This window comes from Streptomyces sp. NPDC096152 (assembly GCF_044763235.1).
Lineage (GTDB): Bacteria > Actinomycetota > Actinomycetes > Streptomycetales > Streptomycetaceae > Streptomyces.
The window spans coordinates 69,354-95,587 of record NZ_JBIWFW010000003.1; the positions used below are offsets into that span (position 1 = coordinate 69,354).

The following is a 26,234-nucleotide window of genomic DNA, read 5'->3' on the forward strand; positions in this document are numbered from 1 at the left end:
CAGCGGGCCTCCTCGTACACGTACTGCTCGGTCGAAGTCCTGGTGGGGGTCACGGCATCGCCTTGCGGGCGGTGGCGAAGCGCGGCCGGTTGTTGAGGTCGGGGTGGTCGGCCGCGTCGGCCCAGCCCCGCTCCTCGGTGAAGATCCACGGCACCTGGCCGCCCTGGGTGTCGGAGTGCTCGATCACGACGACACCGCCGGGGCGCAGCAGCCGGTGCGCGGTGCGCTCGATGCCGCGGATCAGGTCGAGACCGTCCTCCCCGGAGAACAACGCGAGTTCGGGGTCGTAGTCGCGGGCCTCCGGGGTGACGTACTCCCATTCGGTGAGCGGGACGTACGGCGGGTTGGAGATGACCAGGTCGACCTGGCCGTCGAGGTCCGGGAAGGCGGTCAGCGCGTCGCCCTGGCGCAGGTCGACGCGGGAGCCCTCCATGTTCCTGCGGGTCCAGCGCAGCGCGTCCTCGCTGAGCTCCACGGCGTGCACCCGGGAGCGGGGCACCTCCTGGGCGAGGGCGAGCGCGATGGCGCCCGAGCCGGTGCACAGGTCGACGATGCACGGCTCGACCACGTCCATGGCGCGCACGGCGTCTATGGCCCAGCCGACCACGGACTCGGTCTCCGGCCGGGGGACGAACACCCCGGGGCCGACCTGGAGCTCCAGGTACCGGAAGTAGGCGCGCCCGGTGATGTGCTGGAGCGGCTCGCGCTGCTCGCGGCGCGCGATGACCTCCCAGTAACGGGCGTCGAAGTCGGCGTCCTTGACGGTGTGCAGCTCGCCCCGTTTGACACCGTGCACGAACGCGGCGAGCTCCTCGGCGTCGGTGCGCGGCGAGGGCACGCCCGCGTCGGCCAGCCGCTGGGTGGCCTGGGCCACCTCCGCGAGCAGCACGCTGCGGGGGCTTGGGGGCCGCCCCCCAAATTCTTGCTGCATGCCGGTCCTCCGGTCCTCGGTACTTCCTCTGGTGAGCGCTGTGCGGCCCGTGACGGCCCTCGCCCTACGCGGCGGCGAGCTTGGCCGCCGAGTCCGCGTCGACGCAGGCCTGGATCACCGCAGCGAGGTCGCCGTCCAGGACCTGGTCCAGGTTGTACGCCTTGAAGCCGACGCGGTGGTCGGAGATGCGGTTCTCCGGGAAGTTGTAGGTGCGGATCTTCTCGGAGCGGTCGACGGTGCGGACCTGGCTGCGGCGGGCGTCCGCGGCCTCCTTCTCCGCCTCCTCCTGCGCCGCGGCGAGCAGCCTGGAGCGCAGGATACGCATCGCCTGCTCCTTGTTCTGCAGCTGGCTCTTCTCGTTCTGGCAGGAGGCGACGACTCCGGTGGGGAGGTGCGTGATGCGCACCGCGGAGTCGGTGGTGTTCACGGACTGGCCGCCGGGACCGGAGGAACGGTAGACGTCGATCCGCAGGTCGTTCGGGTTGATCTCGACGTCGACCTCCTCGGCCTCGGGGGTGACGAGGACGCCCGCGGCGGAGGTGTGGATGCGGCCCTGCGACTCGGTGGCGGGCACGCGCTGCACGCGGTGCACCCCGCCCTCGTACTTCAGCCGGGCCCAGACGCCCTGGCCGGGCTCGATCTGCCCGCGGGCCTTCACCGCGACCTGGACGTCCTTGTAACCGCCGAGCTCGGACTCGGTGGCGTCGATGATCTCGGTCTTCCAGCCGACGCGCTCGGCGTAGCGCAGGTACATCCGCAGCAGGTCGCCGGCGAACAGGGCGGACTCGTCGCCGCCCGCGCCCGCCTTGATCTCCAGGATGACGTCCTTGTCGTCGCTGGGGTCGCGCGGGACCAGCAGGAGGCGCAGCTTCTCGGTCAGCCCCTCGCGGTGCCGCTCCAGCTCCTTGACCTCGGCGGCGAAGTCGGGGTCGTCGGCGGCGAGTTCGCGTGCGGTCTCGATGTCGTCGCCGGTCTGCTTCCAGGAACGGTACGTGGCGACGATCGGGGTGAGCTCGGCGTAGCGCTTGTTGAGCTTGCGCGCGTTCGCCTGGTCGGCGTGGACCGACGGGTCGGCGAGCTTCTTCTCCAGGTCGGCGTGCTCGGCGACGAGTTCCTCGACGGCCTCGAACATCTTGGGGCTCCTGTACTGCGCGGCGGGTGAGGGGAAGGCGGGCGACCAAAAACGCCGGTCCCGGCGCGCCCCCGCGGTGGGGGCGCGGCCGTGGACCGGCGATTTGGGGCTCGCTACTTCTTGGAGCCGGCAGCCTTGCCGAAGCGGGCCTCGAAGCGGGCCACACGGCCACCGGTGTCGAGGATCTTCTGCTTGCCCGTGTAGAACGGGTGGCACTCGGAGCAGACCTCGGCGCGGATGGCGCCGCTGTTGATCGTGCTGCGGGTGGTGAACGACGCGCCGCAGGTGCAGCTGACCTGCGTCTCGACGTACTCGGGGTGGATGTCGCGCTTCAAGGTGTCTCCTAGGATCGGGAGGGCGCCGGGTCGCAGCCGCGGGATGCGAAAGCGTGAACCGGAGCCGACGTACCAGTCTGCCAGGACTGGCGCCATCCCCCAAAACCGGGGGGCGGGGCGAGGTATTCCCGCGCGCCGCCGGGCCGCGCCTAGGACGCGCTCACGACACCCTTGGCCTCGCCCGTGGCGGTGTTCTTCGTGGCGCTCTCCGGGATCGGCCGGTCGTTCCTGAGCGCCTCCCACACCTGCTCCGCCTTGGGCTTGTCGATGAGGACCCGGTTGGCGTTCGCGCTGTCGTACTGCACCGGCATCGTGACCATGTTCATGTCCGAGGACTGGATGCGCTTGAGGCCCTCGGCGAAGGACATCAGGGAGTTCACCGAGCCGAGGTCGGAGTCGGTGGTGACGGACTTGGTGGCGGTGTCGGCGAGGTCGTAGAGCCTCTTCGGGTCGGAGAACAGGCCGATGTGCCCGACCTGCTCGACCAGGGCCTTGACGAAGGACTGCTGGAGCTGGATGCGGCCGAGGTCGGAGCCGTCGCCGACGCCGTGCCGGGTGCGCACCAGGGCGAGCGCCTGCCGCCCGTCGAGGGAGTGGGTGCCGGCCGCGAGCTTGAGGTGGCTCTCCCGGTCGTCGATGTCCTTGCTGGTGGTGACCCGTACGCCGCCGAGCTCGTCGATGAGCTTCTGGAAGCCCCGGAAGTCGACCTCCAGGTAGTGGTCCATCCGGACGCCGGTCAGCGACTCGACGGACTTCACGGCGCAGGTGGCGCCCCCGGTGGAGTACGCCTCGTTGAACATCACTCCCCGCGTGGCGGGGTGCGTGGTGCCGTGGGCGTCGGTGCACTCGGGGCGGTCGACGAGGGTGTCGCGCGGGATGGAGACCACGCTGGCCTTCTTGTGGCCCTTGTAGACGTGCACGATCATCGCCGTGTCGGAGCGGGCGCTGCCGTCGTCGACGCCTCCGCCCAGCTTCCTGTTGCCGCCGGCGCGGGTGTCGGAGCCGAGGACCAGGATGTTCTCGGAGCCGTTGTCGACCTTGGCCGGCCGGTCGCCGCCGAGGGCCTGGTTGATGTCGACGCTCTTGATGTTGCCGTTGAGCTTGAAGTAGACGTACCCGGCGCCGGTGCCGCCGAGCACGACGATGCCCGTCGCGGTCCAGGCCGTGACCAGCAGGGCCTTGCGCCGCCCCCTGGGGGGCTTGCGACGGCCCCCGGCGGGGCTGGACGGGCTCGCGGAACCGGTGTCCCCGGATATGGCGGGGTCCGGCGTGCTCTCGGCGGACATGTGCTCCTCAGACTCTCGTGTACGGCCTCTTACCCCCTGCTTTCAGGGACAGGCCCCGGTCCCCTGGTGGACGCGCGGGCGTACCGCACCATCGTCGCTCGTACGGTCAGACGGGGGAACTCGGGAAAGGGTTGCACAACGCACCCTGCCCGCCATGTCAGGAGGTACGCACGCCGCGCAGCCGCCCGCGGCGCGCCCTCCGGGGTTCACCTGCGGCTTCACCGGGGTGGCCGAAAACGCTCAGTGCCGGGGGCGGACGCACCGCCTGTGGCGAAGGTCTCGCACGGCCGGCGCCGCCGCGTGGCCACGCGGCACGACCCTGCCGCACGAGGGAAGCCGCTCCCCGGCCGCCGCACGGACCCCGCGAACATGTCTCACGGGCCTCGCGGCACGTTTCACGGCCCTCGCGGCACGGCGAAGGGCCGCCCCCACAGCGGGAGCGGCCCTCGCGGACGATGCCGGTGAAGCGCGAGCGTCAGTCGCCGTTGCCCGGCGCCGGGGTCGTCTTCTGGATCTGCATCAGGAACTCGCCGTTCGACTTGGTCTGCTTCATCTTGTCGAGCAGCAGCTCGATCGCCTGCTGCTGGTCGAGCGCGTGCAGCACCCGGCGCAGCTTCCAGACGACGGCGAGCTCCTCGTTGCCGAGCAGGATCTCCTCCTTGCGGGTGCCGGACGCGTCGACGTCCACCGCGGGGAAGATGCGCTTGTCGGCGAGCTTCCGGTCGAGCTTGAGCTCCATGTTGCCGGTGCCCTTGAACTCCTCGAAGATCACCTCGTCCATGCGGGACCCGGTGTCCACCAGGGCGGTGGCGAGGATGGTCAGCGAGCCGCCGTCCTCGATGTTGCGGGCCGCACCGAAGAAGCGCTTCGGCGGGTACAGCGCGGTCGAGTCGACACCACCGGACAGGATGCGGCCGGAGGCCGGGGCTGCGAGGTTGTACGCGCGGCCCAGGCGGGTGATCGAGTCGAGCAGGACGACCACGTCGTGGCCGAGCTCGACGAGGCGCTTGGCGCGCTCGATGGCCAGCTCGGCGACCGTGGTGTGGTCCTCGGCCGGGCGGTCGAAGGTCGAGGAGATGACCTCGCCCTTGACCGACCGCTGCATGTCGGTGACCTCTTCCGGACGCTCGTCGACGAGGACGACCATCAGATGGCACTCGGGGTTGTTGTGGGTGATCGCGTTGGCGACCGCCTGCATGATCATGGTCTTGCCGGTCTTCGGCGGGGCCACGATCAGACCGCGCTGGCCCTTGCCGATCGGCGACACCATGTCGATGATCCGGGTGGTCAGCACGCCCGGGTCCGTCTCCAGGCGGAGGCGGTCCTGCGGGTAGAGCGGGGTCAGCTTGTTGAACTCCGGTCGGCCGCGGCCGTGTTCGGGCGCCATGCCGTTGACGGAGTCGAGACGGACCAGCGCGTTGAACTTCTCGCGGCGCTCGCCCTCCTTCGGCTGGCGGACCGCACCGGTGATGTGGTCGCCCTTGCGCAGGCCGTTCTTGCGGACCTGGGCCAGGGAGACGTACACGTCGTTCGGGCCCGGCAGGTAGCCGGAGGTGCGGATGAAGGCGTAGTTGTCGAGGATGTCGAGAATGCCCGCGACGGGGATCAGCACGTCGTCCTCGGTGAGCTGCGGCTCCTGGACCTCGTCGCGGCCACGGCGGCCACGGCGGTCGCGGTAACGGCCGCGACGGCCCCGGCGGCCGCCCTCGAAGTCGTCGTCGTCCTGCTGTCCGCCGCGGTCCTGACGGCCGCCGCCCTGCTGCTGGCCCTGCTGGCGCTGGCCGCCCTGGCCCTGCTGGTCGTCGCCCTTGCCGCGGCGGTCGCCACGCTCACGGTCGCGCTCACGGTCACGTCCGCGCTCACGGCGGTCGCGGCGGCGGCCCTCGGCACCCGCCTCACCGGCGTCGCCCTGCTGCTGCGCGGACGTCTCGGCCTTCGCCTCGCCCTTGGCCTCGGCAGCGACGGTCTCGGGGCTGCCCGCCTCGGCGGTGGCGCGGCGCCGGCGGCGCTCGCCCGGCGTGTCGTCTCCCCCGCGCTCGGCTTCGCCCGCGCGGGTGGGGCCCCCGGCCGGCTGGCCGGGAATCTCGATCTGCTGCTGGGCCACGGCCTTGTCGGCGGACGCCTCGGCCGCGTTCTTCTTCTCCGCGGCGGCCTCGTCGCCCGTACGGGTGCGGGAGGTGGTCCGGCGCTTCGGCTTGGTCTCGCCCTCCCCGGCGGGGGCCGCGGCCTTCGCGGGGGCGGCGCCCCCACCCGCCTGCGCCTCCTTGATGACCTCGATCAGCTGGCTCTTGCGCATCCGCGCGGTGCCCCTGATGCCGAGGCCGGATGCGACCTGCTGCAGCTCGGCCAGCACCATGCCCTCGAGGCCGGTACCGCGGCGCCGCCGGGAGCCGGCACCGCCGGCAGGCGCGGAGGCGTCCGTGGAGGGCGCGGCAGCGGTCTCCTCGACACGTGCGCCCATCAGATCGGTGGTGTCGCTCACGAAGGGTCCTTCCCTGGAGCGGACGTCGGCCTGTCTGGCTCGGCGACCGGTTGTGCTGTCCGGCTTCGGTCCTTGGTGTGTGGACCGTGCCGGGGCGGTGGTCCGCCAAAGCGGCGGAAGAGATTTCTGGTGATGGTGCTTCCCCGACGAGCCGTGGCACCCGGTGTCACGTGGCGTGGTCGCACCGATTCCGGAGCGTGCCCGGCGGACCGCTCAGTGTCGCCGTACGACGTACTGCCCAGGTACGAGGTACACCACACAGTGCGGCTTGGGGGGCTCCCGGAAGAATGTCTGTCCCGGACGGGGACACGAAGCACCTCGCCATGGTGGGGTCGGGTGCAGACTTGAGGTTAACACTACCGGATCCAACAAACATTCCCCCTCTCGAAATCCGGCAAGCGGCCGTTTTTCAATCCATGCCGGCAGCCGTGAGCGGCAGCACGCCGGCTCCCTGCAGGTCGAGATTCAGCCGGTTGGCGGCCCAGTCCGCGCCCGCCAGGCGCTCCACCTTGTCGGCGGTGTCCGCGTCGGCCAGCGCCATGACCGTGGGCCCGGCGCCGGAGATCACCGCGGGGATGCCGTCCGCCCGCAGCCGCTCCACCAGCGCCGTGCTCTCCGGCATGGCCGGGGCACGGTACTCCTGGTGGAGGCGGTCCTCAGTGGCCGGGAGCAGCAGTTCGGGGCGGTGGGTGAGAGCCTCGACGAGCAGGGCGGCGCGGCCCGCGTTGACGGCCGCGTCGACGTGCGGCACGGTGCGCGGCAGCAGGCCGCGCGCGGTCTCGGTGAGCACCGGCTTCCCGGGCACGAAAACCACCGGAACGATGGAATCGGAGGGCTCCATCCTGATGGCGCGGGCCGCTCCCCCCTCCATCCAGGACAGGGTGAACCCGCCCAGCAGACAGGCCGCGACGTTGTCGGGGTGTCCCTCGATCTCGGTGGCCAGTTCGAGCAGGGCCGCGTCGTCGAGCCTGGCCTCGCCGCCTATGGTCACCGCGCGGGCGGCGACGATGCCGGCGCAGATGGCGGCGGAGGAGGAGCCGAGGCCGCGGCCGTGCGGGATGCGGTTGGCGCAGACGATCTCCAGGCCGCGCGGCTGCCCGCCGAGGACGTCGAAGGCGGTGCGCAGGGAGCGTACGAGCAGGTGCCGCTCGTCGCGGGGCAGCGTCTCGCTGCCCTCGCCCGCGATGTCGATGTGCAGCCCGGAGTCGGCCACCCGGACGACCACGTCGTCGTAGAGCCCCAGCGCGAGGCCGAGGGCGTCGAAGCCCGGGCCGAGGTTGGCGCTGGTGGCGGGGACGCGCACCCGGACGGCGGCGGCGCGGAACGCTGGACCGGCCATCGCTCGATGACTCTCCTTGAGCTGCGGTCGAATGAAATTCGATGGATACGGGAGTGTGGGGACCCTCGGACCGCACAGACGGCGCGGGACCGCACGCCCTGCGAGGGCATATGCGGCGGGCGGGTTCAGTACAGCCTATCGAAGGAAGGTTCTGTGGCGACATAGGGCGCACGGGAGGCGCACGATGCGTGTCGTAAGCCCCCCGTGCACCCCTGCCGGGGCGTCCTCGGGAGAGGACCGCCCCCGGACGTCACGGGGTCGCGCGACCGGACGGAACCGGGCGCGCGGACCGGCACGGACCAGCACGGACCGTTCGAACGCGACCGTACGGAGCGGCCGTGCGGATCGGCGGTTCGCACCGGCCGCGCGGCCGGCCTCACCGGCCGGGGCGAGCGGGACGTACTGACCGGGCGTTCAGGCCCGGCCGTCCGGACGGGGCGTTTCCGGCCCGCGGGGCCCGGACCGGGCGTTTCCGGACGGACCGGACCGCGCGGGTCAGGCGAGGCCCAGGCGCTCGGCCGCCGTCGCCGCGTCGACCGGGACGGTGACCGGCTGCGGGGCGCCGGCGACGGCCCAGTCGGGGTCCTTCAGGCCGTTTCCGGTAACGGTGCACACGATGCGCTGGCCCGGGTCGACCTTGCCCTGCTCCGCGGCCTTCAGCAGGCCGGCCACGGACGCGGCGGACGCCGGCTCGACGAAGACGCCCTCCTGGGCGGCCAACAGGCGGTAGGCGCGCAGGATCTCACGGTCCGTCACCTCGTCGATGAGGCCGCCCGACTCGTCGCGCGCCGCGAGGGCGTACGTCCACGAGGCCGGGTTGCCGATCCGGATCGCGGTGGCGATGGTCGCGGGGTCCTTGACCACCTCGCCGCGCACGATCGGGGCGCTGCCGGAGGCCTGGAAGCCCCACATGCGCGGCGTGCGCCGGGACACGCCGTCGGCGGCGTACTCCTGGTAGCCCTTCCAGTAGGCGGTGATGTTGCCCGCGTTGCCGACCGGCAGGACGTGGATGTCGGGCGCGTCGCCGAGCATGTCGACGATCTCGAAGGCGGCCGTCTTCTGGCCCTCGATGCGTACCGGGTTGACCGAATTGACCAGCGAGACGGGGTAGTTGTCGCTGAGGGAGCGGGCCAGCGTGAGGCAGTCGTCGAAGTTGCCGTCGACCTGGAGGATCTTGGCGCCGTGCACGAGGGCCTGGCCCATCTTGCCGAGCGCGATCTTGCCCTGCGGGACGAGGACGGCGGAGACCATGCCGGCCCGTACCGCGTACGCGGCGGCGGAGGCGGAGGTGTTGCCGGTGGAGGCGCAGATGACGGCCTTGGCCCCCTCCTCCTTCGCCCGGCTGATGGCCATGGTCATGCCCCGGTCCTTGAAGGAGCCGGTCGGGTTGGCGCCCTCGACCTTGAGGTGGACCTCGCAGCCGGTGCGCTCGGAGAGCACCTGAGCGGGGACGAGGGGCGTACCGCCTTCACGGAGCGTCACGACCGGCGTGCTGTCGGACACCGGCAGCCGGTCCCGGTACTCCTCGATGATTCCGCGCCACTGGTGGGTCATTGCTGGTTACTCTCCTTCAACCCGCATGATGCTGGCGACACCCCGCACGGTGTCGAGACTGCGCAGCGCCTCGACGGTCCCGTTCAGGGAGGCGTCGGACGCACGGTGGGTGACGACGACGAGGGAGGCCTCGCCGTCCTTGCCCTGCTGGCGGACCGTGTCGATGGACACTCCGTGCTCGGCGAACACGGTGGCGACCTGGGCGAGGACGCCCGGCTTGTCGGCGACGTCGAGACTGATGTGGTAGCGCGTGACCGCGTCGCCCATGGGCGAGACGGGCAGGGCCGCGTACGCGGAGTCGCCGGGGCCGGTCGCGCCGCTGAGCCGGTTGCGGCAGACGGCGACGAGGTCGCCGAGCACGGCGGAGGCGGTGGGCGAACCACCGGCGCCGGGCCCGTAGAACATCAGCTGTCCGGCGGCGTCCGACTCGACGAACACCGCGTTGTAGGCGCCGCGCACGGAGGCCAGCGGGTGGCTGAGCGGAATCATCGCGGGATGCACGCGCGCGGTGACGGAGGCGCCGTCCCGCGCCCGCTCGCAGATGGCGAGCAGCTTGATGGTGCAGCCCATCTCCCTGGCGGAGGCGAAGTCGGCGGCGGTGACCTCGGTCATGCCCTCGCGGTAGACGTCGTCGAGCCGGACGCGCGTGTGGAAGGCGATGCCGGCCAGGATGGCGGCCTTGGCGGCGGCGTCGAAGGCCTCGACGTCGGCGGTGGGGTCCGCCTCCGCGTACCCGAGGGCGGTGGCCTCGTCGAGGGCCTCCTGATACCCGGCGCCCGTGGAGTCCATCTTGTCGAGGATGAAGTTGGTGGTGCCGTTGACGATGCCCAGCACCCGGTTCACCTTGTCGCCGGCGAGGGACTCGCGCAGCGGCCGGATCAGCGGGATGGCACCGGCGACGGCGGCCTCGTAGTAGAGGTCCTTGCCGTGCTCCTGCGCCGCCGCGTGCAGGGCGGCACCGTCCTGGGCGAGCAGGGCCTTGTTGGCGGAGACGACGGAGGCACCGTGCTCGAAGGCGGTGGTGATGAGGGTCCGGGCGGGCTCGATGCCGCCGATCACCTCGACCACGACGTCGATGTCGCCGCGTTTGACGAGGGCGGTGGCGTCGGTGGTGATGAGGTCCGGGTCGATTCCCTCGCGCACCTTGGAGGGCCGGCGCACGGCGACCCCCGCGAGCTCCACGGGGGCGCCGATACGGGCGGCGAGGTCGTCGGCGTGCGTCGTCATGATGCGCGCCACCTCTGAGCCGACAACCCCACAGCCCAGCAGCGCCACCTTCAGCGGACGCGTACGCATCATCCGACCTCGTTTCCTCTCACCGTCTACGGTTGGACCAGTCTCACTCACCGGACCGGAGTTTCTATCCTTTGTCCGGATCGTGAGACGTTTATTTCATTTTCGCAGGGTCGCCCGACAGGAGATCTTCCGGGACCTTCCGGAACGGGAAATTCTCCGGTTTCCCCCGTCCCCGCCTCTCTCCCGGACCCCCCTGCCCGGCCGGGGTCCCCAGCGGGGCCCCCACCCGAATGGAGCCGCGACCGGGGCGGTCACCCGACGTCGAGACGCAGCACGTCCTCCTCCGTCTCGCGGCGGACGATCACCCGGGCCGCACCGTCGGAGACGGCGACGACCGGCGGGCGCGGCACGTGGTTGTAGTTGCTCGCCATGGAACGGCAGTACGCCCCGGTGGCGGGTACGGCGATGAGGTCGCCCGGCGCCAGGTCCGCGGGCAGGAACGCGTCCCGCACGACGATGTCGCCGCTCTCGCAGTGCTTGCCGACCACCCGGACGAGCATCGGCTCGGCGTCGGAGGAACGGGAGACCAGGGCGACGCTGTAGGCGGCGTCGTACAGCGCGGTCCGGATGTTGTCGGACATCCCGCCGTCGACGGAGACGTAGGTGCGCAGTCCCTCGAGGGGCTTGATGGTGCCGACCTCGTAGAGCGTGAAGGCGGTCGGGCCGACGATGGCGCGGCCGGGCTCGACGGAGATGCGGGGGGTGCGCAGCCGGGCCGCGTCGCACTCGCGGGAGACGATCTCGTTGAGCGCCTTGGCGATCTCGTGCGGCTCGCGCGGATCGTCGTCGCTGGTGTAGGCGATGCCGAGGCCGCCGCCGAGGTCGATCTCGGGCAGCTCGACGCCGTGCTCGTCCCGGATGTCCTTCAGCAGCCCCACCACCCGGTGGGCCGCGACCTCGAAGCCCGAGGTGTCGAAGATCTGCGATCCGATGTGGCTGTGGATGCCGATCAGTTCGAGCCCGTCGAGCTGGAGGGCGCGGCGCACCGCCTCGGCGGCCCGGCCGCCGGCGAGCGGAATGCCGAACTTCTGGTCCTCGTGGGCCGTGGCGATGAACTCGTGGGTGTGCGCCTCGACGCCGACCGTGACCCGGATCTGCACCCGCTGCCGCTTGCCGAGGGACTGCGCGATGTGCGCGACCCGGACGATCTCCTGGAAGGAGTCGAGGACGATCCGGCCGACGCCGACCTCGATCGCGCGCCGGATCTCCTGCTCGGACTTGTTGTTGCCGTGGTAGGCGATGCGGTCGGGGTCCAGGCCGGCGGACAGGGCGGTGGCCAGTTCGCCGCCGGAGCAGACGTCGAGGTTGAGCCCCTCCTCGTCCAGCCACCGCACGACCGCGCGGGACAGGAACGCCTTGCCCGCGTAGAAGACGTCGGCGTCGTGGCCGAAGGCGGTGCGCCAGGCACGCGCCCGGGCCCGGAAGTCGACCTCGTCGAGGAGGTAGGCGGGCGTGCCGAACTCCTCGGCCAGCCGCGTGACGGGAAGTCCGCCGACGGTCGCGACACCGTCCTCGTCACGGGCGACGGTCTGGGCCCACACCTTGGGGTCGAGGGCGTTGAGGTCGGCGGGCGGGGCGGAGTAGTGGCCCTCGGGCAGGACATCGGCGTGACGGGGCCCGGCGGGGTGTGCGGAACGGCTCATGACGTGTAGTGCGCTCTCTCAGAGATGTTCGGGTGCGTCGATGCCGAGCAGGGACAGGCCACCGGCGAGCACCGCCCCGGCGGCTTCGGCAAGCGCGAGCCGGGCACGGTGGGCGGCCGAGGGTTTCTCCTCCCCCAGCGGAAGCACGCCGGGCAGGAACGGCAGCACGGCATCCGCGACGCTCACGAGATGCCGGGCGAGCCGGTCGGGCGCCCGGTGCGCAGCCGCCTGGGCCAGGACCCGGGGATGGTCGGCGAGGGCGGTGAGAAGAACCGCGGCGGCGGCTTGGGCGCCGGGGGGCTCGGAGGGGGTGTCGGAGGAGACGTCTGCGGGAGTGTCGGAGGAGACGTCGAAGGGGGCGCGGGCGGGGGACGAAGCCCGCGACTCGAAGGTCGTTTCGTCGGTCGTCGCCCGGAAGACCAGCGGGCCGGGCTGGGAGGAGAAGCCGAGGTCGGCGGCGTTGCGGCCGAGGGCCCGGGTGCGGGCACAGGCGTACCGGACGCGGAAGAGAGGGTTGCTCTCACGCTGGACGAGGTGCTCGTCGCCGATGCGCGGCCGGTCGTGGGCTGCGGGATGGAGCAGGGCCCACCGCCCGGCGTCCCGCCCGAGGGGAACGGGATCGGCGGGGGCGGGAACCGGACGGATGTTGACGTCGAGAGGGGAGGGCGGGTCACCGCTCCGCCTCCAGAGATCCAGATCGACCCCGAGCACGGCCTCCCACGCCGGCAGCGGCGGGCCCTCGCAACTGCTCCGCAGCAGGGCGCCCTGCGAACGAAGCAGCCGCGCGACCACGTCCGTGACGACGACGGCGCGTACGTCCCGGGGACAGTGGAGCTGGTACAGCTGCCCGGTGAGCTGGTCGGCGTGTCCGTACCGAGGCCCGCGCCGCAGAATCTCCTCGACGAGAGGAGCGGACCCGGAACGGTCCAGGCTGATGTTGAGGAACCCGGGCCCGGTGACGGTCACGTCGGTGATGCCGCCGAGGCCGACGAGGCGGGTCCGGAGGATCTCGGCGACCCGCAGAGGCGGCTGTCCGGCCGGGCGGGCGAGCTGAAGGGCGACATTGGTGGCGTAGTCACCGCACCCACCGGGCCCGGGAACGGTCACGAGGGCCCGCTCCGGCACGGCCACACTCAGCTCCCCGTCCTCGACAGCACGACGCACCGCGCGCAGCACGGTACGGGAGAGCTCGACGGGGGTCACGGGGACAAGCGTAGGGGAGGAGGGGGGTGGGTGGGCGAGCCGATTTGGCGGAGGGTCCGCTATGTGGACGGATGTGGACGCGGGGCGGGCTGCGGATGGGGCTGGCGGAGGCAAGGGTCGGTGCGGGACGAGGGTTGGCATGGGACCAGGGTGGGTGCGGGATGAAGATTGACGCGGGGCCGGGGGTGGTCGGTGCGTGACGCCGACGCCGAGAGGGCGCCACCGCGGGAGCCACTGGCCGACTGACCGACTGGCCGGCCGACCCGGGGGAGCGTCAGCCGCCGACAGGCCCGGCCTGCTGAGCGTGCGAAGCCTCATGACTGTCGTGACCCTCTTGACTGTCATGGGTGTCACGGGTGCCATGAGTGCCCTGGACCTCATGGCTGTCACCGGAGTCGAGGGGACCGGGGGTGAGGGGAGCGGAATCGGCAACGAACTGGCCTGAAGCGAACTCCCCAGGCGTCCCACTGGCACCAGCGCCCGCAGCACCCCCGACAGCCCCGGGCCCCCCGCCGGGAACCGCTCCGATCCCCCTCCCCCGCCGACCGATCAACTCCCAAACAGTCCGCACAAGTTCGGAGGGATCGAACGGCTTGCCGAGAAAGGCGTCGACCCCGACGTCGAGACCGGCCTCGACCTCGTACTGCGTACAGGCGCTGACGATGGCGAGCGGAAGATCCCGGGTCCGTGGATCGGCACGGAGCCGAGCGGCGGTACGAAGCCCGTCGAGCCGCGGCATGACGACATCGAGGGTGACGACATCGGGCCGCACCTGGTGCACGAGATCAAGGCACTCGGCACCATCCGCCGCGGTCACGACCTCGAGCCCCTCCAGCTCGAGATTGACCCTGATCAGCTGCCGGATGACCTTGTTGTCGTCCACAACAAGCACCCGCCCCGAAGCGCCTGGCACAACTCGAGAGTAGGTCCAGACCGCCCACCGCGTCCGGCGTTTCCCCACTTCCAACCCCCGCGAGGGACACCACCCCGCACCGACACACCCCCGAGGCGAGCAGAGCGGAAAACGTTCATGACCACCCCGGCGGAGCTGGTAGTGTTCTACCCGTCGCCGCGCACACAGCGCACCCGACACGCCCCCGTAGCTCAGGGGATAGAGCAACGGCCTCCGGAGCCGTGTGCGCAGGTTCGAATCCTGCCGGGGGCACCCTTCATGAGGTGCCCAAAGACCCCGTCACCAGCGGAAACGCTGAGGCCGGGGTCTTCGCGTTTGTGCAGGCGTGTGCGGCCCGAAGCGGCCGTATGTCGGGGTCCGTGGACGAGGCGTGGACGGGATCTTGGGGCATCGCCGCAGGTCGTTTCCCCTTCCGGCGCTCGGCTTGGCTTTCCTCGATGACAGGACAACTGGCGCGGCCCCAGCCGTGAAGCCTGCGGTGCCGACTGCTTAGATCGCTGTCATGACGGACTGGTCCCAACTCCACCACGCCTACGGCACGGCAGAAGACATTCCCGGCCTGCTCGACGCAGTGAGCCCGGCAGCAAACGATTCAGGCTGGACCGCACTTTGGTCCCGACTGTGTCATCAGGGCACCGTCTACTCAGCAAGTCACGCGGCCTTGCCAATCCTGCGAGACAGGGCACGCCAGTGGTCACCCGCTGACAGGCAGATGCCACTCGTGCTGGCCGGCGCCATCGCGGCCAGCACTGATCAGCCATACGGTGAGCAAGATCCCCACGTGGCGTACGCCTCGGAGATGTCCGACCTGGCGCAACTGACAGAGGAAGCCCTTCGAGATCAGACCCTGGGCGACGACCCCGGCACTACGTCTACTTGCTGGCCGCGCTCATCAGCTTCGAGGGCGTCGAGATCTGGGGCGAACAGCTCGACGGCCTGAACGACGACGAATACGAAGTCTCCTGCCCCTCGTGCAGTGCAGAGAACTTCATAGCCTTCGGCGAGTACGGCTGCTTCTCGACGACGGACAGCATGTACATGAACGACACCGCGGCAAAGAAGGTGCCGCTACAGCCTGCGGACGCCTCGACCCTGGAGGGGCTGGCCCAAAGACTCCACAGTCGCGCACTGGCAGATGGCCAGACCGATGTCGCGCATAAGCTGACTTACGTTTTCGGCAAAGCACAGTGCGCCGAGTGCGACGAGGTCTTCAGCGTCGCGGAAGCCATCACCACTCGCTGGGACGCGTGAACCACGGCCACCGATCAGCGCCACAACACGCGGCCGAGGCAAACTGGCGCTTCGCTGAGGCGCATCAGGCATTGTTCCAAGCTTGCCGATGGCGAGCCACGCTGTACACCTGCTCCACCTGGTCGGCCGTGAGAACGCCTGAGAGCGGAGCGAGTGCCGATACCTGGCGCTCCTGGTACACCCGGACATCGAGCTGCGTAGCGACCACCTTCAGCTCGGTGACACCCACGAAGACGAGCACCGGCTCCACCGGGACCGGGAAGTCGCAATAACGCTCAAGCACTCGGCCGACCCGCTTGGCCTCCGCCCGGCTCTTGCGTGCATAGGGCGCAGGCTTTCCGTGATCGACTATGACGGAATCGTCCCCCACCCATACGGCCCGCTTATGGTGGTGCTTCGTATTGATGCTGAACACCCCACCAGGCCCGATCAGTAAGTGATCGACATCCACTTTGTTGGCCAATGGGATGGAGTGCAGGACACGCCAACCGTGGCGCCCTAAACGGTTCAGCTCGGCTCCCACTCGCCGCTCCCCCGCCAATCCCTTTCGCCAGCGGTCCCATTCCGAGGTCCGCCGCAGGAGCCGTGAGACGACTCGCTCCATCAGCCCCGGGCCGGATTCGTCGAGCAAGTCACGTAAGGCCCGTCCGGGAGGGTTGATGGCCAGGTCGTCGGCCGGCGTCAGAGGTGGCAGCATCGGACGCGCCTGAGTCTCCGGCGCCCTGTCTGGCGGGACAGGCTCAGCGAGGTTCTGTAGGTGCCGTGTGAGCACGGCGATCACGTCGTCGCGATACTCGGCCCGCAAGACCGTGATGTCCCCCGTCGTGACGTCCACCCAACCGACCGCGGTGCCATCGGGCAGGTTGGCGTAGAGACGGTCATGTCCGTACCGCTTCCAGCGTGTGACGTGAAGCTCCACAAGGCCCCCTGTACTCCCCCATTGACGTTGGCGACATGCCAGCAGCAAGCGAGACGAGGCCACAAGACCGCAGCGCACACGGCGCGGCTCAGTTCGCTCTGTCCGGATCAAGCGTCGCCGCAGGTAGGGCACGAAACGAGGGAGGCCCCAGGCGGCATGCCTAGGGCCTCGGGGTGGGTGCAGGTTGTCTTACTCGTACTCGCGGAGCAGGTCCTCGATGCGGCGGTTGGCGACGTCCTGCCGACCGTCGAGGCACTTCGCGTACCGGGTCAGCAAGACCTCAACGCTGTTGCCAGCACGCTCGGCGACTTCGGTGGGATCAACCCCGGCGTTGAGCCACGTCGATAGCGCCGAGTGCCGAAGGTCGTACGGCCTGCTCGCGAGCGGCGAGGCCGCGACGGCTGGCGGCAGTGCGAGCAGCCGAGCTTCCTGCCAGACGCGGTAGTACGTCGAGGACGGGACCACCGAGCCTTTCTCACTGAAGAACAACCGCCCGTCGTCGGCCGTCCCGAAGGTGGCCAGGTGCTCACGGAGCACGGCGACGAGGTGAGGCGGGATAGGCACCCGCCTGACGTCCTCGGTCGGTCGGTTCTTCAACCCGCGGTCGTCGTGGGTCTCCCCCGAATCGGTCCATTGCTTGCCCACAGAGGGGCGAGTCCGGTGGAGGAGAGCCGATCCCCAGCCCTGCTCGGGTAAGACGAGGTCCGTCTCGACGAGGCCGACCGCTTCAGCCGGCCGGAGGCCACCGAAGTACATGGCGGCGAACAGGCCCACGAGGCGACGCCCGCGAGCACGCCGGTACCCGCCCACGTAGGAGACGGCCGCCAGGAGACTGCGAGCCTGCTCCGGGTTGGCGACGACGCGAGGATCGACCTGGTTGGACACCTTCGGCTTCTGCCAGCGGACAGCCGCGATGGGGTTCTCACGCAGCTCCCCCAGGTCGACGGCGTAATTCGCGGCATTGACGAGCGTCCGACGCTTGCGCCGCACGGTCTCCGCCGCTGCCGCCGTGCCGTCGAGCTTGAGCTTCAGCGAGTCGAGGACCGCGCGAGCCGTGGCCGGTTCAGCGAGATCGGCGAGCGGCCGGGACGCCTTAGACACCCAGTGGAGAACGTTCCGCACGTCGTCCGGGACTTCCCGGTCATCGGGTCCCGGCAGTACGAAAGCCCAGTTACGGAGCGCTTTGCGGATCGCCTCGTCGGACGGCCGTCCGGCGCGCTCACCGAGGAGCCCCACGGTTACGCTGGTGAGCGACTCGTTAATGCCATCCCGTGTGTTGGGAGCGGCGTGGGGCCACTTCATCGCGAGGTACTTGAGGGCGAAGTCGTACCAGGACACGACCGACTTCTGCTCCTCCATCGAGGCCGGGAGGCCGCGTGCCGTGTCGAACTCCTCGCCGTCGCGCATCGCACGCATGAGCTTCGTGCGGTAGTGATCAGCGAGTGCCTTGGTGCGGAAGGATTCCGAGAAGACGTTGCCCGCCACAGACCAGCGGACGCCGTACGAAGGCGTTTTGGTGTCGCGCTTGCGCACGCCCCACACCTTCACGTCGAGTGACTTCACGCCGCTGCCTCCAACTGCCGCAGCCAGGTGGTGAAGTCGCTCCGCCAGACTCGCAGCTCACCGTTGGGCAGCTTGAAAGCTGCCGGCCCATGGCCCAACTCGCGCCAGCGGTAGAAGGTCCGCCGGGAGATACCGCCCAGCTCGTCGAGGATCTGGGGCACGGTCATCAGCTCGTCGCGTCGGTGGTCCACGTCGGTACTCCTTCCGTGTCGTCGTCTGTTAGGGCTGCAGGCGAAGGGACGCCATGAGTGATGAGGTCTTCCGCAGCAGTCAGTCCGGTCCCGGCGAAGACCCAGTGCGAGAGGACGAGGACGGTGTCCGGGTCGGGCAGCGGGTGGCCGGCCTCGGCGGCGCGTTCCCGGGCCAGGGCTTCGTTGTGGTCGGCGCGTTCCTGGCGGAGGGCGCCGAGGGTGACGGAGTAGGCGCGGGACTTGGTGGAGAAGTGGCCGCGGAAGCCGAGCATGTGGGCCCACTTGCGCAGGCGCAGGGCTTCGAGGCCGGGCAGGGCGCCAAGGTGCCAGCAGGTGAGGATCATCCGCCGGGCGTGATCGGTGACGCCGGAACCGATCAGGTCCGTGATGGGGTTGCGGATAGGTCGGTCCAGGGTGCCTGCGGTCTCGGCTCCCTTGGTGGCGTACTTGGCGATGTAGGCGGCCACGGCGCGGCTGGACAAGTCCGAGGTACCCGCGAAGTCGGCGGAGCGGATGGGGCGGATGTCGAGTTGCTCGCCGAATCGGAAGGCGTACGCGCGGCCGTCGAGGACGGGGCCGGGGGTCTCGGCCATCCTGGTCGCCGAGCGGATGGCGTCGGTGAGCAGTTCCGTGGTGGCCCACGCGGGCGGGGCGTCCTCGGTGCCGTCCGGGCCGTCGAGGCGGATGACCGCGTGGAAGTGGACGGCACCGCGCCTCTGGTATTCGGCGACCTTGGCGTAGGAGACCTTGAGGCAGTGACGCAGTGCCGAACGGCTGAGGCCCGCGCGGGAAGCGAGCTGCTGGCGCAGGTAGGTGGTGAAGGGGCCCCACAGTGCCCCGGCGTGCGCGTTCCACAGGACAGCCGCGCGGTAGTCGTAGCGGTCCGGGTCCAGGGGCGTGCCGAGGGCGGGGTCGTCGTCCGGGTGGAGGCGCCCGCAACGGCACCGCCCGCCGCCGGGCCGGTTGTGGACGGGGCCGAAGGACGGAGCGGTGAACGTGGCGAAGACGCGCGGGTGTTGGGCGACGGCCGACCCGATGCCCTTGCCGCCGCTCAGGCCGGCGGTGACCAGGTGGAAGGTGTCCTTGCGGTAGATCTCGGCGCAGGAGGCGCACCGGGTGGCGCGGCGGTTGTTGCAGCGGATGAGGAGCTGCCCGGCCGGAAGGTCCCGGTCGGCGATCTCACGGACGATCTCACCGGTGGTGGCGTGGACATCGAACCGGCGGCCCTCCATCCGGACGCGCCGCTCACAGCCGCCGAGGCTGTGGATCTGGCGTGCGTAGGACCTGAGGTCGCCATGCTGGGCGAGTGCTGCCAGCTGGCGGATGGCTGCGGTCGGAGCCGCAGGGCGCATGTGCGGGTTCCTCCTTGCAAGAGAGGGGCGTGCGGTGCAGACGCCCGGCCTGTCGAGGGGGCTAGACAGCGTGAGTAGGCCGGGCGGGTGAAGCGATGAAGTCAGCGCCGGCTGAGGACGGAGCAGATGACGAGGGCGCACACGGCCACGGACGCGGCAGTGATGGCGACGGCGAGGAGCATGCTGAGCAGGACGGCGCCGACGACCAGGACTACGGCGGTGCCGCTGCCCACGACGGCGAGCACGGCGCCGGGCGTGAGCCGGACGGCCGGGCGGGACGGGGCCGGGGCTGCGGTGGCCGGTAGCGGAGCCGGGACGCGTGGCGTGATGGTGGTGGGCTCGACAACGGCGGACGGGGTGTCCAGGCCGCTGGGTTGAGGCATGGTCGGGATCTTCGGCCGGAGCATGAACGGATCTCCCTTGGGGTTACTTGAGAACGTTGTCGATGAGGGGGGCGAGCAGGCTGTCGGCGAGGAGGTAGCCGCCGACGAGCAGGACGGCGATGAGCCACCAGGGCGGGCGGATGAGCTTGACGCCGAGGACGCCGACGACGAGCAGGGCGAGCCAGAGCGGAACGTCCATCGCGGTGGTCTCCTGTCAGGCCGGGCAGCGGTGGGTACGGGCGGCGAGTTCGGCGGCGGCGCGGCTGTCGTACTCGGCGGAGAAGTCGCAGCGGGGTGCGGTGCAGGCGGCCAAGTGGCGGTTGCGGCCGCGGTCGACGTACGAGGCGACGTTGACGGGGCCGATGCGGGGGACGTTGCGGAAGCGCCGGTTCACGGTGGTGCTCCTCTCAGAGGTGCGCGGCGACGGACGGGGTCATGGACGGGGGCAGGCCGAGCCGAGCGCGTACGGCGTCGGGGTCGGCCGGGTGGCCGGTGGCCGAGCGGTGTTCCTCGGCCAGGGCCCGGACCCGGTCGACGAGGACGGGCGGCAGGGAGACGGCGGGAGCGGGTGCCGGGGTCGGAGTGGCGAACGGTTCGGCGGTGGGCTCCGGAGCCGGTTGGGGGTTGGTGGAGGGCGCCGGAAGCGCGTCGCGGTCGGTCCCGTCGAAGGCGACCGGGGCGGGGTGCGGCTCCGCATCCGTGTCCGCCGTCGAGGAGAAGGCCGGGGCCGCCGGCGCCTGCGGACCATGCGGAGCGTGGGCCAGCAGCGTTCCGCCGAAGAAGGCGACTGCGGGCCAGCCCGCGACGACCACGCGCAGCGAAGCCGGTACGTGGCCCAGGTCGAGGAGCCCGGCGGTGGCGACGTTGGCACCGAGGGATGCGGCCAGGGCCACCAGGAACCACAGCCGCGTTCCCCCGGCCGCCTGCCCCGCTCGTTGCTGCTGGCCCATCCGGCGCCAGGCGGCGACCAGCAGCAGGTCGACGCTCACGGGGTAGGCCCACGCCTTCCAGCCGCCCTGTCCGGCCGCTGCCGCGAGGTCGTGCAGGTGGGAGAAGGACAGTGCGCCCGCGATGACGGCCTGGACGACTACGGCGTCCACTCGGGCCAGGTGGGCTCGCATCGACTCGGCTTCCTTCCGGTTTCGGGCATGGGAGGGGTAGGGACGTGGCGCGAGGCGGTCACGCCGACCGTGGGAGAAGAAGCGCCGTTACTCGGTCACCGGGCGAGCGGTGGGCACGGCAGGGGAAGGCCCGGCGGGCTTCATGGCGACAACGGGCCGGAAGGAGTCGAGTCGCGGCAGTTCCGGGACCAGGCCCGAAGTGTCTCGGCAGACGGCCGCCGCGTCGTCGAGGGTGAGGTGAGGCGAGCGCACGCGGGACCAACCGCCGGAGGAGTCGCCGACTACCGCGACGCCGGGCCGTTCGGCCGGGATGGAGGTCGCGGCGAGCGCCGCTTCGGGCGCGATGTCACCAAGTGCCATGTTGGCGGAGGTCTCGTCGTTGACGCGGTGGCAGACCCGCCCGGTGAGCTGGGCGCGCAGCATGGTGGCGCCTTTGCCGAGTTCGGCGCCGAAGCGCTGCCCGCACACCTCCAGGTAGATGCCGGCCGCGCGGCCGAGCTGGGCCAGCCGGATGAGCTTGGTGACCATGGCGTCCCGCCGCTTCTCGTCGTCCTTGCTCGCGGCGAGGAAGAGTTCGGCGACCTCGTCGACAACGACCACGACCGGCACCGGCCGCAGCTTCTCCGGCAGACCCCACACGTCCGAGGTGAGCACGGCGTCCGGACCGGTCCCGCCCGTCACACCGATCAGGCGGAACCGCGCCTCCATCTCTTCCACCAGGGCATCCAAGAGGTCGTTCGCACGGTCCGAGGTATCGGCGAGTGCCGACAGACGGGGCGCGAACGGGGCCAGTTCGACACCCCACTTGCAGTCGATACCGACGAGCGCGACGGGCTGCCGGGCCAGCCCGCACAGCAGGTTGCGCAGATACACGGACTTGCCCGACTGCGTGGCGCCGAGGATCAGTTCGTGCGGCACGGTGCGGAAGTCCCGGACGTGCCGGTGCCCGTCCTCACGCAGCGCCAGCGGCAGGGACAGCGGACCGGTCTGCAGCCACCGACGAGCGGGCCGGACGTCGGCGAGGACGTCCCAGCCGACGAGCCGCAGTTCCAGCCGCCCCGGCTTGGTGGGGCGGACGTGCACAGCGTGCGCGCCCCAGGCGTGCCGCAGCCGGTCGGCCGCGGCGGTGAAGTCCTCGGGCGCCTGCCCGGTCGCCATGCGCAGCCGCATCACGAGACCGGACCCGGTTGGCCACGGCAGCGACCGGCGGGGCGGTACGGGAGCCGCCTGCCGCCCCATCATCCGGGCGGTGGCCCGGCGTACGGGGGAGGCGGGCACCGTCAGACCGCAGGCATCCATGGTGGCCCGGTACGAGCAGAGCACCCGCAGCATGACGACCGGATATCCGACCAGCCACCAGAACAGGACCGGCAGCCGACGGCGCACCACGACCAGCACGGCCACCGTCAGCAGTAACAGCATCAGAACCCACAGGGCATCGGTCATGACGCTCAGCCCTTCGCAGTCGCCGGAGTGCCGACCATGACGGCGTCGGCCCGGTAGGCGATCCCGTGCCGGGCGCGGCCGCCGAACTCGCTCTCCCACGGCCGTGCCACCAGGCCGGTCAGGAAGACCGGCGTGCCCATGACCAAGCCCTCCCCGATGCCCTTCTCAGGAACGGTGACCTTGATCATGTCCGAACCGCCCTCGGCGATGAACACCAGCTCCAGGACCATGAGCCGGTCGTTGGTCACCGGGTCCACGGCCACTTCGCCCGTCTGCCGGTCCTTCACCTTGATCTCGGGCAGCTTGGTCACCAGCAGAGTGGCGGCCGAAGTGTCCACAGGGATGACGCGCATTGTGTACCTCACGTGATCGGGCGCCCAGTCGCGGACGCCGAGCCGAACTGGATACCCCCCTAGACAGCAAAAGGGGCGACCCGCCCAACTGTCTAGGGGGGTATACGAGTTGTGCGGCCGGGAGTCGGTCAGCGCGCTACGAGAGCTCCCAGTGCACCACGGTGGCGTCGTCGTGCGCCTTACTTCGCGGCCAGCGTCGGCCGTCGGCATCACCGGTCTCCGCTACACGGGTCCGGCGGATCAGCTCATCTGGGCCTGTGGAGTTGAGAATCGCCAAGGTCTCGTCCCACGACACGAGTTCGAAGCGATCCACCAAACGGGTCGCCCCGTCGCTCAGCAGCGTCACGGACCTCAGGGAGCCCAACGGCGCCGTCCCGGTCAGCGCGTGCTCGGCCGCGAGCGGATCGGGGCCGGCGATCCAGAAGCCGCCCGGCCGGTTGCGAAGAGACGTCAGGGCGTCCCGGTACTCGGCCAGAGCGGCGGCATGTTCCGGCGAACCGGTGGGCAGCTCGTTGACCGCTCCGCGTAGCCGCGCGCCAACCTCGTCCAGGCGCCGATCAGTGAGCACGTCAGTGCTTCCGCCCCGCTCCGCGAGGAGCAGCGAGGAGTCACCGAGCACGAGGTGTTCTAGCACCCCGTCATGAGCCCGGACCGCAATGACCGTACTGGTCGGACTGGCCCTGTATTCCAGGTTGCAGACGTCCTCATGAAGCGAGCGGACGACACGGATGGAGTCGGCAAGGCACTCGGCGAGCGACCAGGCGGGGCGCGCGGTGATGGTTCTGAGCAGCAGTGCTCCCAGCGTTCCGGAGAACCAGGCGACGCCGTGCACGCACCCCGTTTCCGCACCCGCCACGCCGGCACCGTCGAGGAGTACTGCGGCACCCGAGGCGGCAGCGGCGAAGTCCTCGTTCTCACTGCCCGGCGTGGCCGGGGACGCGCCAAGTGTGACCCTCACGGTGCCGTCTCCTCGTCGTGCCGGTAGAGCGGGCAGACGAGTTCGACGGACCGCGGCTCACTGGTCTCCGGGTCGTACTCGACGCCCACCAGCGTGGAGAACCGGTGCTCCCCCACCTGCCCCCACAGTGAGTTCAGATCAGAGGCAAGCAACTGGACGACGCCGAGCGATCCTTGCGTGTGGATACCGGCGATAGCGAGGAGCGAGCCCTTGCCGTCCGGGCGCGGCAGGCGGCCAAGATAGCCGAGGTCGTATGGTCGGGCCGGATCACTGTCCTGCCCCGACCGGTGCACGGTGCCGGTGAGCCGGTCCACGACCGTCCAGGGCCCGTCCTCCGCCCGCTCCCAGTGCAACACGGGGTCCTGCGCGTAGGTGTCCCACATGTCCTGGGACATGCGCGGCCCGCAGACGACGACCAGGCCGTTGCGGTTCAGATCGATCTCTCCGCTCACCGGCACATGTTCGGAGGTGACGTCGAGCCCGTACGACCGCGCCAGGTCTTCCAGGCGCTTGCCGGAACTGACGTCGTCCACGGCGACGACCGTGCGCCCCCGTTCGTCGTCCCGCCGCAGCGGAGTCGCTACGACGACGGCACCGGTTCCGAGGAACGCCCCCTCGGGCGCTGGGCCGGTGTGGCGGATCTGGTGGATGCGTCCGCGACTGAGGCCAGCCTTGGCCGCGATCTGCGCGTAAGACAGCCCCTGGGCGTGAAGATCCTGCACCACACGGCGCCGCAGCCGAGCGAGCTCCGTGACCTCCTGCTGCGCGTCAGCCAACCGATTCGTGACCTCACGCAGGAGCAGGTACGGATCATCGATCGCCATGATCCGCTGCAACTCGTCCGACATGTCCTCACCTCCTGGGCTCACCCAGGAGTCTAGGCCCCTAGACGAAACAGGCGGGAGTCGCCGTCCGGAACGAACACCTAGCACGTAGAGACCAGAGCGACGCCGAGGCACCCCCCGAGGACTCACCCCTACCCGCCCACGCGGCGGCCGAGGACGAGCACACCGGACGCGCTCACGCTCCCTCCCACACCAGATCCGCCCACACCGAGGAGCCCTTCGGCAGAGTCTTGGCCCCCCACTCCTTAGCGCAGGCCGCCACCAACGTCAGCCCGCGGCCACCCTCATCCAGCCCGGTCACCTCTCGCACTGCCGGCACACCGTCGCCGCCCTGGTCGATCACCTCGATGCGCACGAAGTCCGCGCCGAAGCCGACGACTACGAGGAACCACCCCCCAGGCTTGCCACTCAAGGTGTGACGCACGGCGTTGGCCGCCAACTCCCCGACGACCAGTACTCCTTCGTCGGCGCAACACCAGTGCCCAAGTAAGGCAGCTACGAAGTGACGAGCTTCGGCAACCTGTTCCGGCAGGCCAGGGAAGGCGCGGCACCACTTGGTCAGCACGTAGACACTCCTCGTCTAGAGGGCTAGACAGCACGAGGAGAGAGTATTCCTACATGCCGCACCGCTCTAGGCATGTAGAGGAATTATTCCTCTACCGAGTGACGCGGGCCGCCTCCAGGTCACGAAACTCCCCCATCACCTGCAACAGCAGGTCCCGCACCTCACCCCCGAAGACGGCAGCCCCCTCGAAGCGGCTGAACATCTCCTCGTACAGAGCGAGATCATCTTCCTCGACCGAGACTCGCTCCTCCGGAAACGCCTCCACCACGACGCTCCGCCGGTCGCAGAGTGTGAAGCCGTGGCGGGGCAAGACCGGCACCGGCCGGCGCCACGGGATGAACCCAAGCCGCACCGTATCCAGACTCTCGATGGCCAGCAGCCGATCAAGCTGGGCGAGCATCAGCGATGGCGTTCCAGGCCATGTCCGCAACACCGCCTCGGTCAACACGAACACCGACTCGCGCCCCGGCTCGTACAAAAGGCTCTGCCGTTCCACCCGAGCAGCAACGGCGCGGCCGACTGCCTCAGCGTCCAGCTCCGGCGACGCCTGGAAGACGTGACGGGCATACTCGGCGCTCTGGAGCATGGCCGGCAGGATCACACACTGAAAGGAGCGCACCAGCCGAGCACCGCGGACCGCCTCATCTACGACGGCACCCGCAACAGTACTTTCAGCAGAGCCGGAATCGATCTCCCCCGCAGCCTCAACCGCGGTCAGCAGCCCGCGCACCTCACAAGCAGCAGACTCTTCGAGCCCGAGCGCCCGACACAGCCGGTCCAGCACATCGAGACTCGGAACCATGCGTCCGTTCTCCACCTTGGAGACGGTCGGCTGCCCCACTCTGGCCCGCTGCGCCAGAGCAGCACCCGTCAGACCGGCATCTGCACGTAGAGCGCGAAGACGTGCCCCAAGCACCCTCATCCGCTCGCGCCGTTCACTCCCCATACCCAGGGTTCTACACCACGAGCCAGTGACCATCAGCCCCAGGAAGATCGTCAACGACCAGCGGGGCAGACGTGATTCAAACTCTCCCTACTGGTTCAAGGCCCGCGCACAGCGCGGGCGCGTGGCGGGGGGGGGGGGCGCCCCCCCGGGGTGGGCCCCCGCCGCCCCCACCCCCCCCCCCCCCCCCCCCCCCAACCCCGAACGACGACGCACCCACAGCGGCCGGG

General features: G+C 70.4%; 25 protein-coding genes, 1 tRNA gene and 1 pseudogene. 2 read left to right on the top strand and 25 right to left on the bottom strand.

The annotated features are described in order from the left end of the window. Window positions 1–49: 49 nt before the first annotated feature. The 11 genes and pseudogenes from prmC to ACIQ9G_RS10570 all read right to left on the bottom strand — a co-directional run. A complete protein-coding gene (prmC, locus tag ACIQ9G_RS10520) occupies window positions 50–931 on the bottom strand; it encodes a peptide chain release factor N(5)-glutamine methyltransferase (RefSeq protein ID WP_403608073.1) in 882 nt (293 codons plus the stop codon). 64 nt (window positions 932–995) lie between these two features. Continuing rightward, the gene (gene prfA, locus ACIQ9G_RS10525; protein ID WP_403608075.1) at window positions 996–2,063 is read right to left on the bottom strand and encodes a peptide chain release factor 1; all 1,068 of its coding nucleotides are present in this window, start codon (window positions 2,061–2,063) and stop codon (window positions 996–998) included. Between the two features lie 113 nt (window positions 2,064–2,176). Further along, window positions 2,177–2,398: a 50S ribosomal protein L31 gene (gene rpmE / locus ACIQ9G_RS10530; RefSeq protein WP_328873842.1), complete on the bottom strand. Its 222-nt coding sequence runs from the start codon at window positions 2,396–2,398 to the stop codon at window positions 2,177–2,179. Window positions 2,399–2,547: 149 nt separating this feature from the next. Continuing rightward, window positions 2,548–3,684, bottom strand: a complete 1,137-nt coding sequence (locus tag ACIQ9G_RS10535) for an LCP family protein (RefSeq protein WP_403608077.1) — start codon at window positions 3,682–3,684, stop codon at window positions 2,548–2,550. 475 nt (window positions 3,685–4,159) lie between these two features. Further along, window positions 4,160–6,166: a transcription termination factor Rho gene (gene rho, locus ACIQ9G_RS10540; protein WP_403608079.1), complete on the bottom strand. Its 2,007-nt coding sequence runs from the start codon at window positions 6,164–6,166 to the stop codon at window positions 4,160–4,162. Window positions 6,167–6,575: 409 nt separating this feature from the next. Then, window positions 6,576–7,505 (bottom strand): homoserine kinase, encoded by a 930-nt coding sequence (thrB, locus tag ACIQ9G_RS10545; protein WP_403608080.1) that lies wholly within the window; start codon window positions 7,503–7,505, stop codon window positions 6,576–6,578. A 495-nt stretch (window positions 7,506–8,000) separates the two neighbouring features. Next, window positions 8,001–9,059 carry a threonine synthase gene (gene thrC, locus ACIQ9G_RS10550; protein WP_403608082.1) on the bottom strand — a complete coding sequence of 353 codons (1,059 nt, stop codon included), beginning with the start codon at window positions 9,057–9,059 and terminating at the stop codon, window positions 8,001–8,003. 6 nt (window positions 9,060–9,065) lie between these two features. Then, on the bottom strand, window positions 9,066–10,358 hold the full coding sequence (locus ACIQ9G_RS10555; protein ID WP_403608084.1) for a homoserine dehydrogenase: 1,293 nt from the start codon (window positions 10,356–10,358) through the stop codon (window positions 9,066–9,068). A 248-nt stretch (window positions 10,359–10,606) separates the two neighbouring features. Next, on the bottom strand, window positions 10,607–11,998 hold the full coding sequence (gene lysA, locus ACIQ9G_RS10560) for a diaminopimelate decarboxylase (RefSeq protein ID WP_403608086.1): 1,392 nt from the start codon (window positions 11,996–11,998) through the stop codon (window positions 10,607–10,609). An 18-nt stretch (window positions 11,999–12,016) separates the two neighbouring features. Next, window positions 12,017–13,201, bottom strand: a complete 1,185-nt coding sequence (gene nrtL, locus ACIQ9G_RS10565; protein WP_403608088.1) for an ArgS-related anticodon-binding protein NrtL — start codon at window positions 13,199–13,201, stop codon at window positions 12,017–12,019. A gap of 463 nt (window positions 13,202–13,664) precedes the next feature. Further along, window positions 13,665–14,168: pseudogene (locus tag ACIQ9G_RS10570) on the bottom strand (response regulator); the annotation flags it as partial. A 126-nt stretch (window positions 14,169–14,294) separates the two neighbouring features. Here ACIQ9G_RS10570 and ACIQ9G_RS10575 point away from each other — a divergent pair. Together ACIQ9G_RS10575 and ACIQ9G_RS10580 are read left to right on the top strand one after the other, a co-directional pair. Continuing rightward, window positions 14,295–14,366, top strand: a tRNA-Arg gene (locus ACIQ9G_RS10575). Window positions 14,367–14,990: 624 nt separating this feature from the next. Continuing rightward, window positions 14,991–15,365 (top strand): hypothetical protein, encoded by a 375-nt coding sequence (locus ACIQ9G_RS10580; protein ID WP_403608090.1) that lies wholly within the window; start codon window positions 14,991–14,993, stop codon window positions 15,363–15,365. A gap of 64 nt (window positions 15,366–15,429) precedes the next feature. Here ACIQ9G_RS10580 and ACIQ9G_RS10585 read toward each other — a convergent pair whose 3' ends face one another. From ACIQ9G_RS10585 to ACIQ9G_RS10650, 14 genes are all read right to left on the bottom strand, one after another. Then, entirely contained in the window at window positions 15,430–16,284 is an 855-nt protein-coding gene (locus ACIQ9G_RS10585; protein ID WP_403608092.1) for a nuclease-related domain-containing protein, read from the bottom strand. 189 nt (window positions 16,285–16,473) lie between these two features. Further along, window positions 16,474–17,847 (bottom strand): tyrosine-type recombinase/integrase, encoded by a 1,374-nt coding sequence (locus tag ACIQ9G_RS10590; RefSeq protein WP_403608095.1) that lies wholly within the window; start codon window positions 17,845–17,847, stop codon window positions 16,474–16,476. Next, window positions 17,844–18,014 carry a helix-turn-helix transcriptional regulator gene (locus ACIQ9G_RS10595; protein ID WP_403608795.1) on the bottom strand — a complete coding sequence of 57 codons (171 nt, stop codon included), beginning with the start codon at window positions 18,012–18,014 and terminating at the stop codon, window positions 17,844–17,846. Before ACIQ9G_RS10595 ends, ACIQ9G_RS10590 begins: the two co-directional genes overlap by 4 nt. Then, on the bottom strand, window positions 18,014–19,390 hold the full coding sequence (locus tag ACIQ9G_RS10600; RefSeq protein ID WP_403608097.1) for a replication initiator: 1,377 nt from the start codon (window positions 19,388–19,390) through the stop codon (window positions 18,014–18,016). Before ACIQ9G_RS10600 ends, ACIQ9G_RS10595 begins: the two co-directional genes overlap by 1 nt. Before the next feature lie 101 nt (window positions 19,391–19,491). Beyond that, window positions 19,492–19,797, bottom strand: coding sequence for a SpdD-like protein (locus ACIQ9G_RS10605; protein ID WP_403608099.1), 306 nt, complete (start codon window positions 19,795–19,797; stop codon window positions 19,492–19,494). 19 nt (window positions 19,798–19,816) lie between these two features. Continuing rightward, complete coding sequence (locus tag ACIQ9G_RS10610) at window positions 19,817–19,972, bottom strand: hypothetical protein (RefSeq protein ID WP_403608101.1); 156 nt, start codon at window positions 19,970–19,972, stop codon at window positions 19,817–19,819. A gap of 15 nt (window positions 19,973–19,987) precedes the next feature. After that, window positions 19,988–20,167: a mobile element transfer protein gene (locus ACIQ9G_RS10615; protein ID WP_403608103.1), complete on the bottom strand. Its 180-nt coding sequence runs from the start codon at window positions 20,165–20,167 to the stop codon at window positions 19,988–19,990. A gap of 13 nt (window positions 20,168–20,180) precedes the next feature. Continuing rightward, window positions 20,181–20,894 (bottom strand): DUF2637 domain-containing protein, encoded by a 714-nt coding sequence (locus ACIQ9G_RS10620; RefSeq protein WP_403608105.1) that lies wholly within the window; start codon window positions 20,892–20,894, stop codon window positions 20,181–20,183. 87 nt (window positions 20,895–20,981) lie between these two features. Next, window positions 20,982–22,340, bottom strand: a complete 1,359-nt coding sequence (locus ACIQ9G_RS10625; protein ID WP_403608107.1) for an FtsK/SpoIIIE domain-containing protein — start codon at window positions 22,338–22,340, stop codon at window positions 20,982–20,984. A gap of 5 nt (window positions 22,341–22,345) precedes the next feature. Then, window positions 22,346–22,693 (bottom strand): hypothetical protein, encoded by a 348-nt coding sequence (locus tag ACIQ9G_RS10630; RefSeq protein ID WP_403608109.1) that lies wholly within the window; start codon window positions 22,691–22,693, stop codon window positions 22,346–22,348. Window positions 22,694–22,829: 136 nt separating this feature from the next. Further along, window positions 22,830–23,651 carry an integrase gene (locus ACIQ9G_RS10635; protein ID WP_403608111.1) on the bottom strand — a complete coding sequence of 274 codons (822 nt, stop codon included), beginning with the start codon at window positions 23,649–23,651 and terminating at the stop codon, window positions 22,830–22,832. Then, window positions 23,648–24,499, bottom strand: coding sequence for a sigma-70 family RNA polymerase sigma factor (locus tag ACIQ9G_RS10640; protein WP_403608113.1), 852 nt, complete (start codon window positions 24,497–24,499; stop codon window positions 23,648–23,650). Before ACIQ9G_RS10640 ends, ACIQ9G_RS10635 begins: the two co-directional genes overlap by 4 nt. Window positions 24,500–24,671: 172 nt before the next feature. Further along, on the bottom strand, window positions 24,672–25,061 hold the full coding sequence (locus ACIQ9G_RS10645; RefSeq protein ID WP_403608115.1) for an ATP-binding protein: 390 nt from the start codon (window positions 25,059–25,061) through the stop codon (window positions 24,672–24,674). A gap of 91 nt (window positions 25,062–25,152) precedes the next feature. Then, complete coding sequence (locus tag ACIQ9G_RS10650) at window positions 25,153–26,007, bottom strand: helix-turn-helix domain-containing protein (RefSeq protein WP_403608796.1); 855 nt, start codon at window positions 26,005–26,007, stop codon at window positions 25,153–25,155. Window positions 26,008–26,234 lie beyond the last annotated feature (227 nt).

Excerpts from the sequence above, each read along its gene's own strand:
- prmC (WP_403608073.1), bottom strand. The coding sequence starts at position 931 with ATGCAGCAAGAATTTGGGGGGCGGCCCCCAAGCCCCCGCAGCGTGCTG.
- prfA (WP_403608075.1), bottom strand. The coding sequence starts at position 2,063 with ATGTTCGAGGCCGTCGAGGAACTCGTCGCCGAGCACGCCGACCTGGAG.
- ACIQ9G_RS10535 (WP_403608077.1), bottom strand. The coding sequence starts at position 3,684 with ATGTCCGCCGAGAGCACGCCGGACCCCGCCATATCCGGGGACACCGGT.
- thrB (WP_403608080.1), bottom strand. The coding sequence starts at position 7,505 with ATGGCCGGTCCAGCGTTCCGCGCCGCCGCCGTCCGGGTGCGCGTCCCC.
- thrC (WP_403608082.1), bottom strand. The coding sequence starts at position 9,059 with ATGACCCACCAGTGGCGCGGAATCATCGAGGAGTACCGGGACCGGCTG.
- ACIQ9G_RS10555 (WP_403608084.1), bottom strand. The coding sequence starts at position 10,358 with ATGATGCGTACGCGTCCGCTGAAGGTGGCGCTGCTGGGCTGTGGGGTT.
- lysA (WP_403608086.1), bottom strand. The coding sequence starts at position 11,998 with ATGAGCCGTTCCGCACACCCCGCCGGGCCCCGTCACGCCGATGTCCTG.
- ACIQ9G_RS10595 (WP_403608795.1), bottom strand. The coding sequence starts at position 18,014 with ATGACCGTGCCCCAGATCCTCGACGAGCTGGGCGGTATCTCCCGGCGG.
- ACIQ9G_RS10600 (WP_403608097.1), bottom strand. The coding sequence starts at position 19,390 with ATGCGCCCTGCGGCTCCGACCGCAGCCATCCGCCAGCTGGCAGCACTC.
- ACIQ9G_RS10605 (WP_403608099.1), bottom strand. The coding sequence starts at position 19,797 with ATGCTCCGGCCGAAGATCCCGACCATGCCTCAACCCAGCGGCCTGGAC.
- ACIQ9G_RS10610 (WP_403608101.1), bottom strand. The coding sequence starts at position 19,972 with ATGGACGTTCCGCTCTGGCTCGCCCTGCTCGTCGTCGGCGTCCTCGGC.
- ACIQ9G_RS10620 (WP_403608105.1), bottom strand. The coding sequence starts at position 20,894 with ATGCGAGCCCACCTGGCCCGAGTGGACGCCGTAGTCGTCCAGGCCGTC.
- ACIQ9G_RS10625 (WP_403608107.1), bottom strand. The coding sequence starts at position 22,340 with ATGACCGATGCCCTGTGGGTTCTGATGCTGTTACTGCTGACGGTGGCC.
- ACIQ9G_RS10630 (WP_403608109.1), bottom strand. The coding sequence starts at position 22,693 with ATGCGCGTCATCCCTGTGGACACTTCGGCCGCCACTCTGCTGGTGACC.
- ACIQ9G_RS10640 (WP_403608113.1), bottom strand. The coding sequence starts at position 24,499 with ATGTCGGACGAGTTGCAGCGGATCATGGCGATCGATGATCCGTACCTG.
- ACIQ9G_RS10650 (WP_403608796.1), bottom strand. The coding sequence starts at position 26,007 with ATGGGGAGTGAACGGCGCGAGCGGATGAGGGTGCTTGGGGCACGTCTT.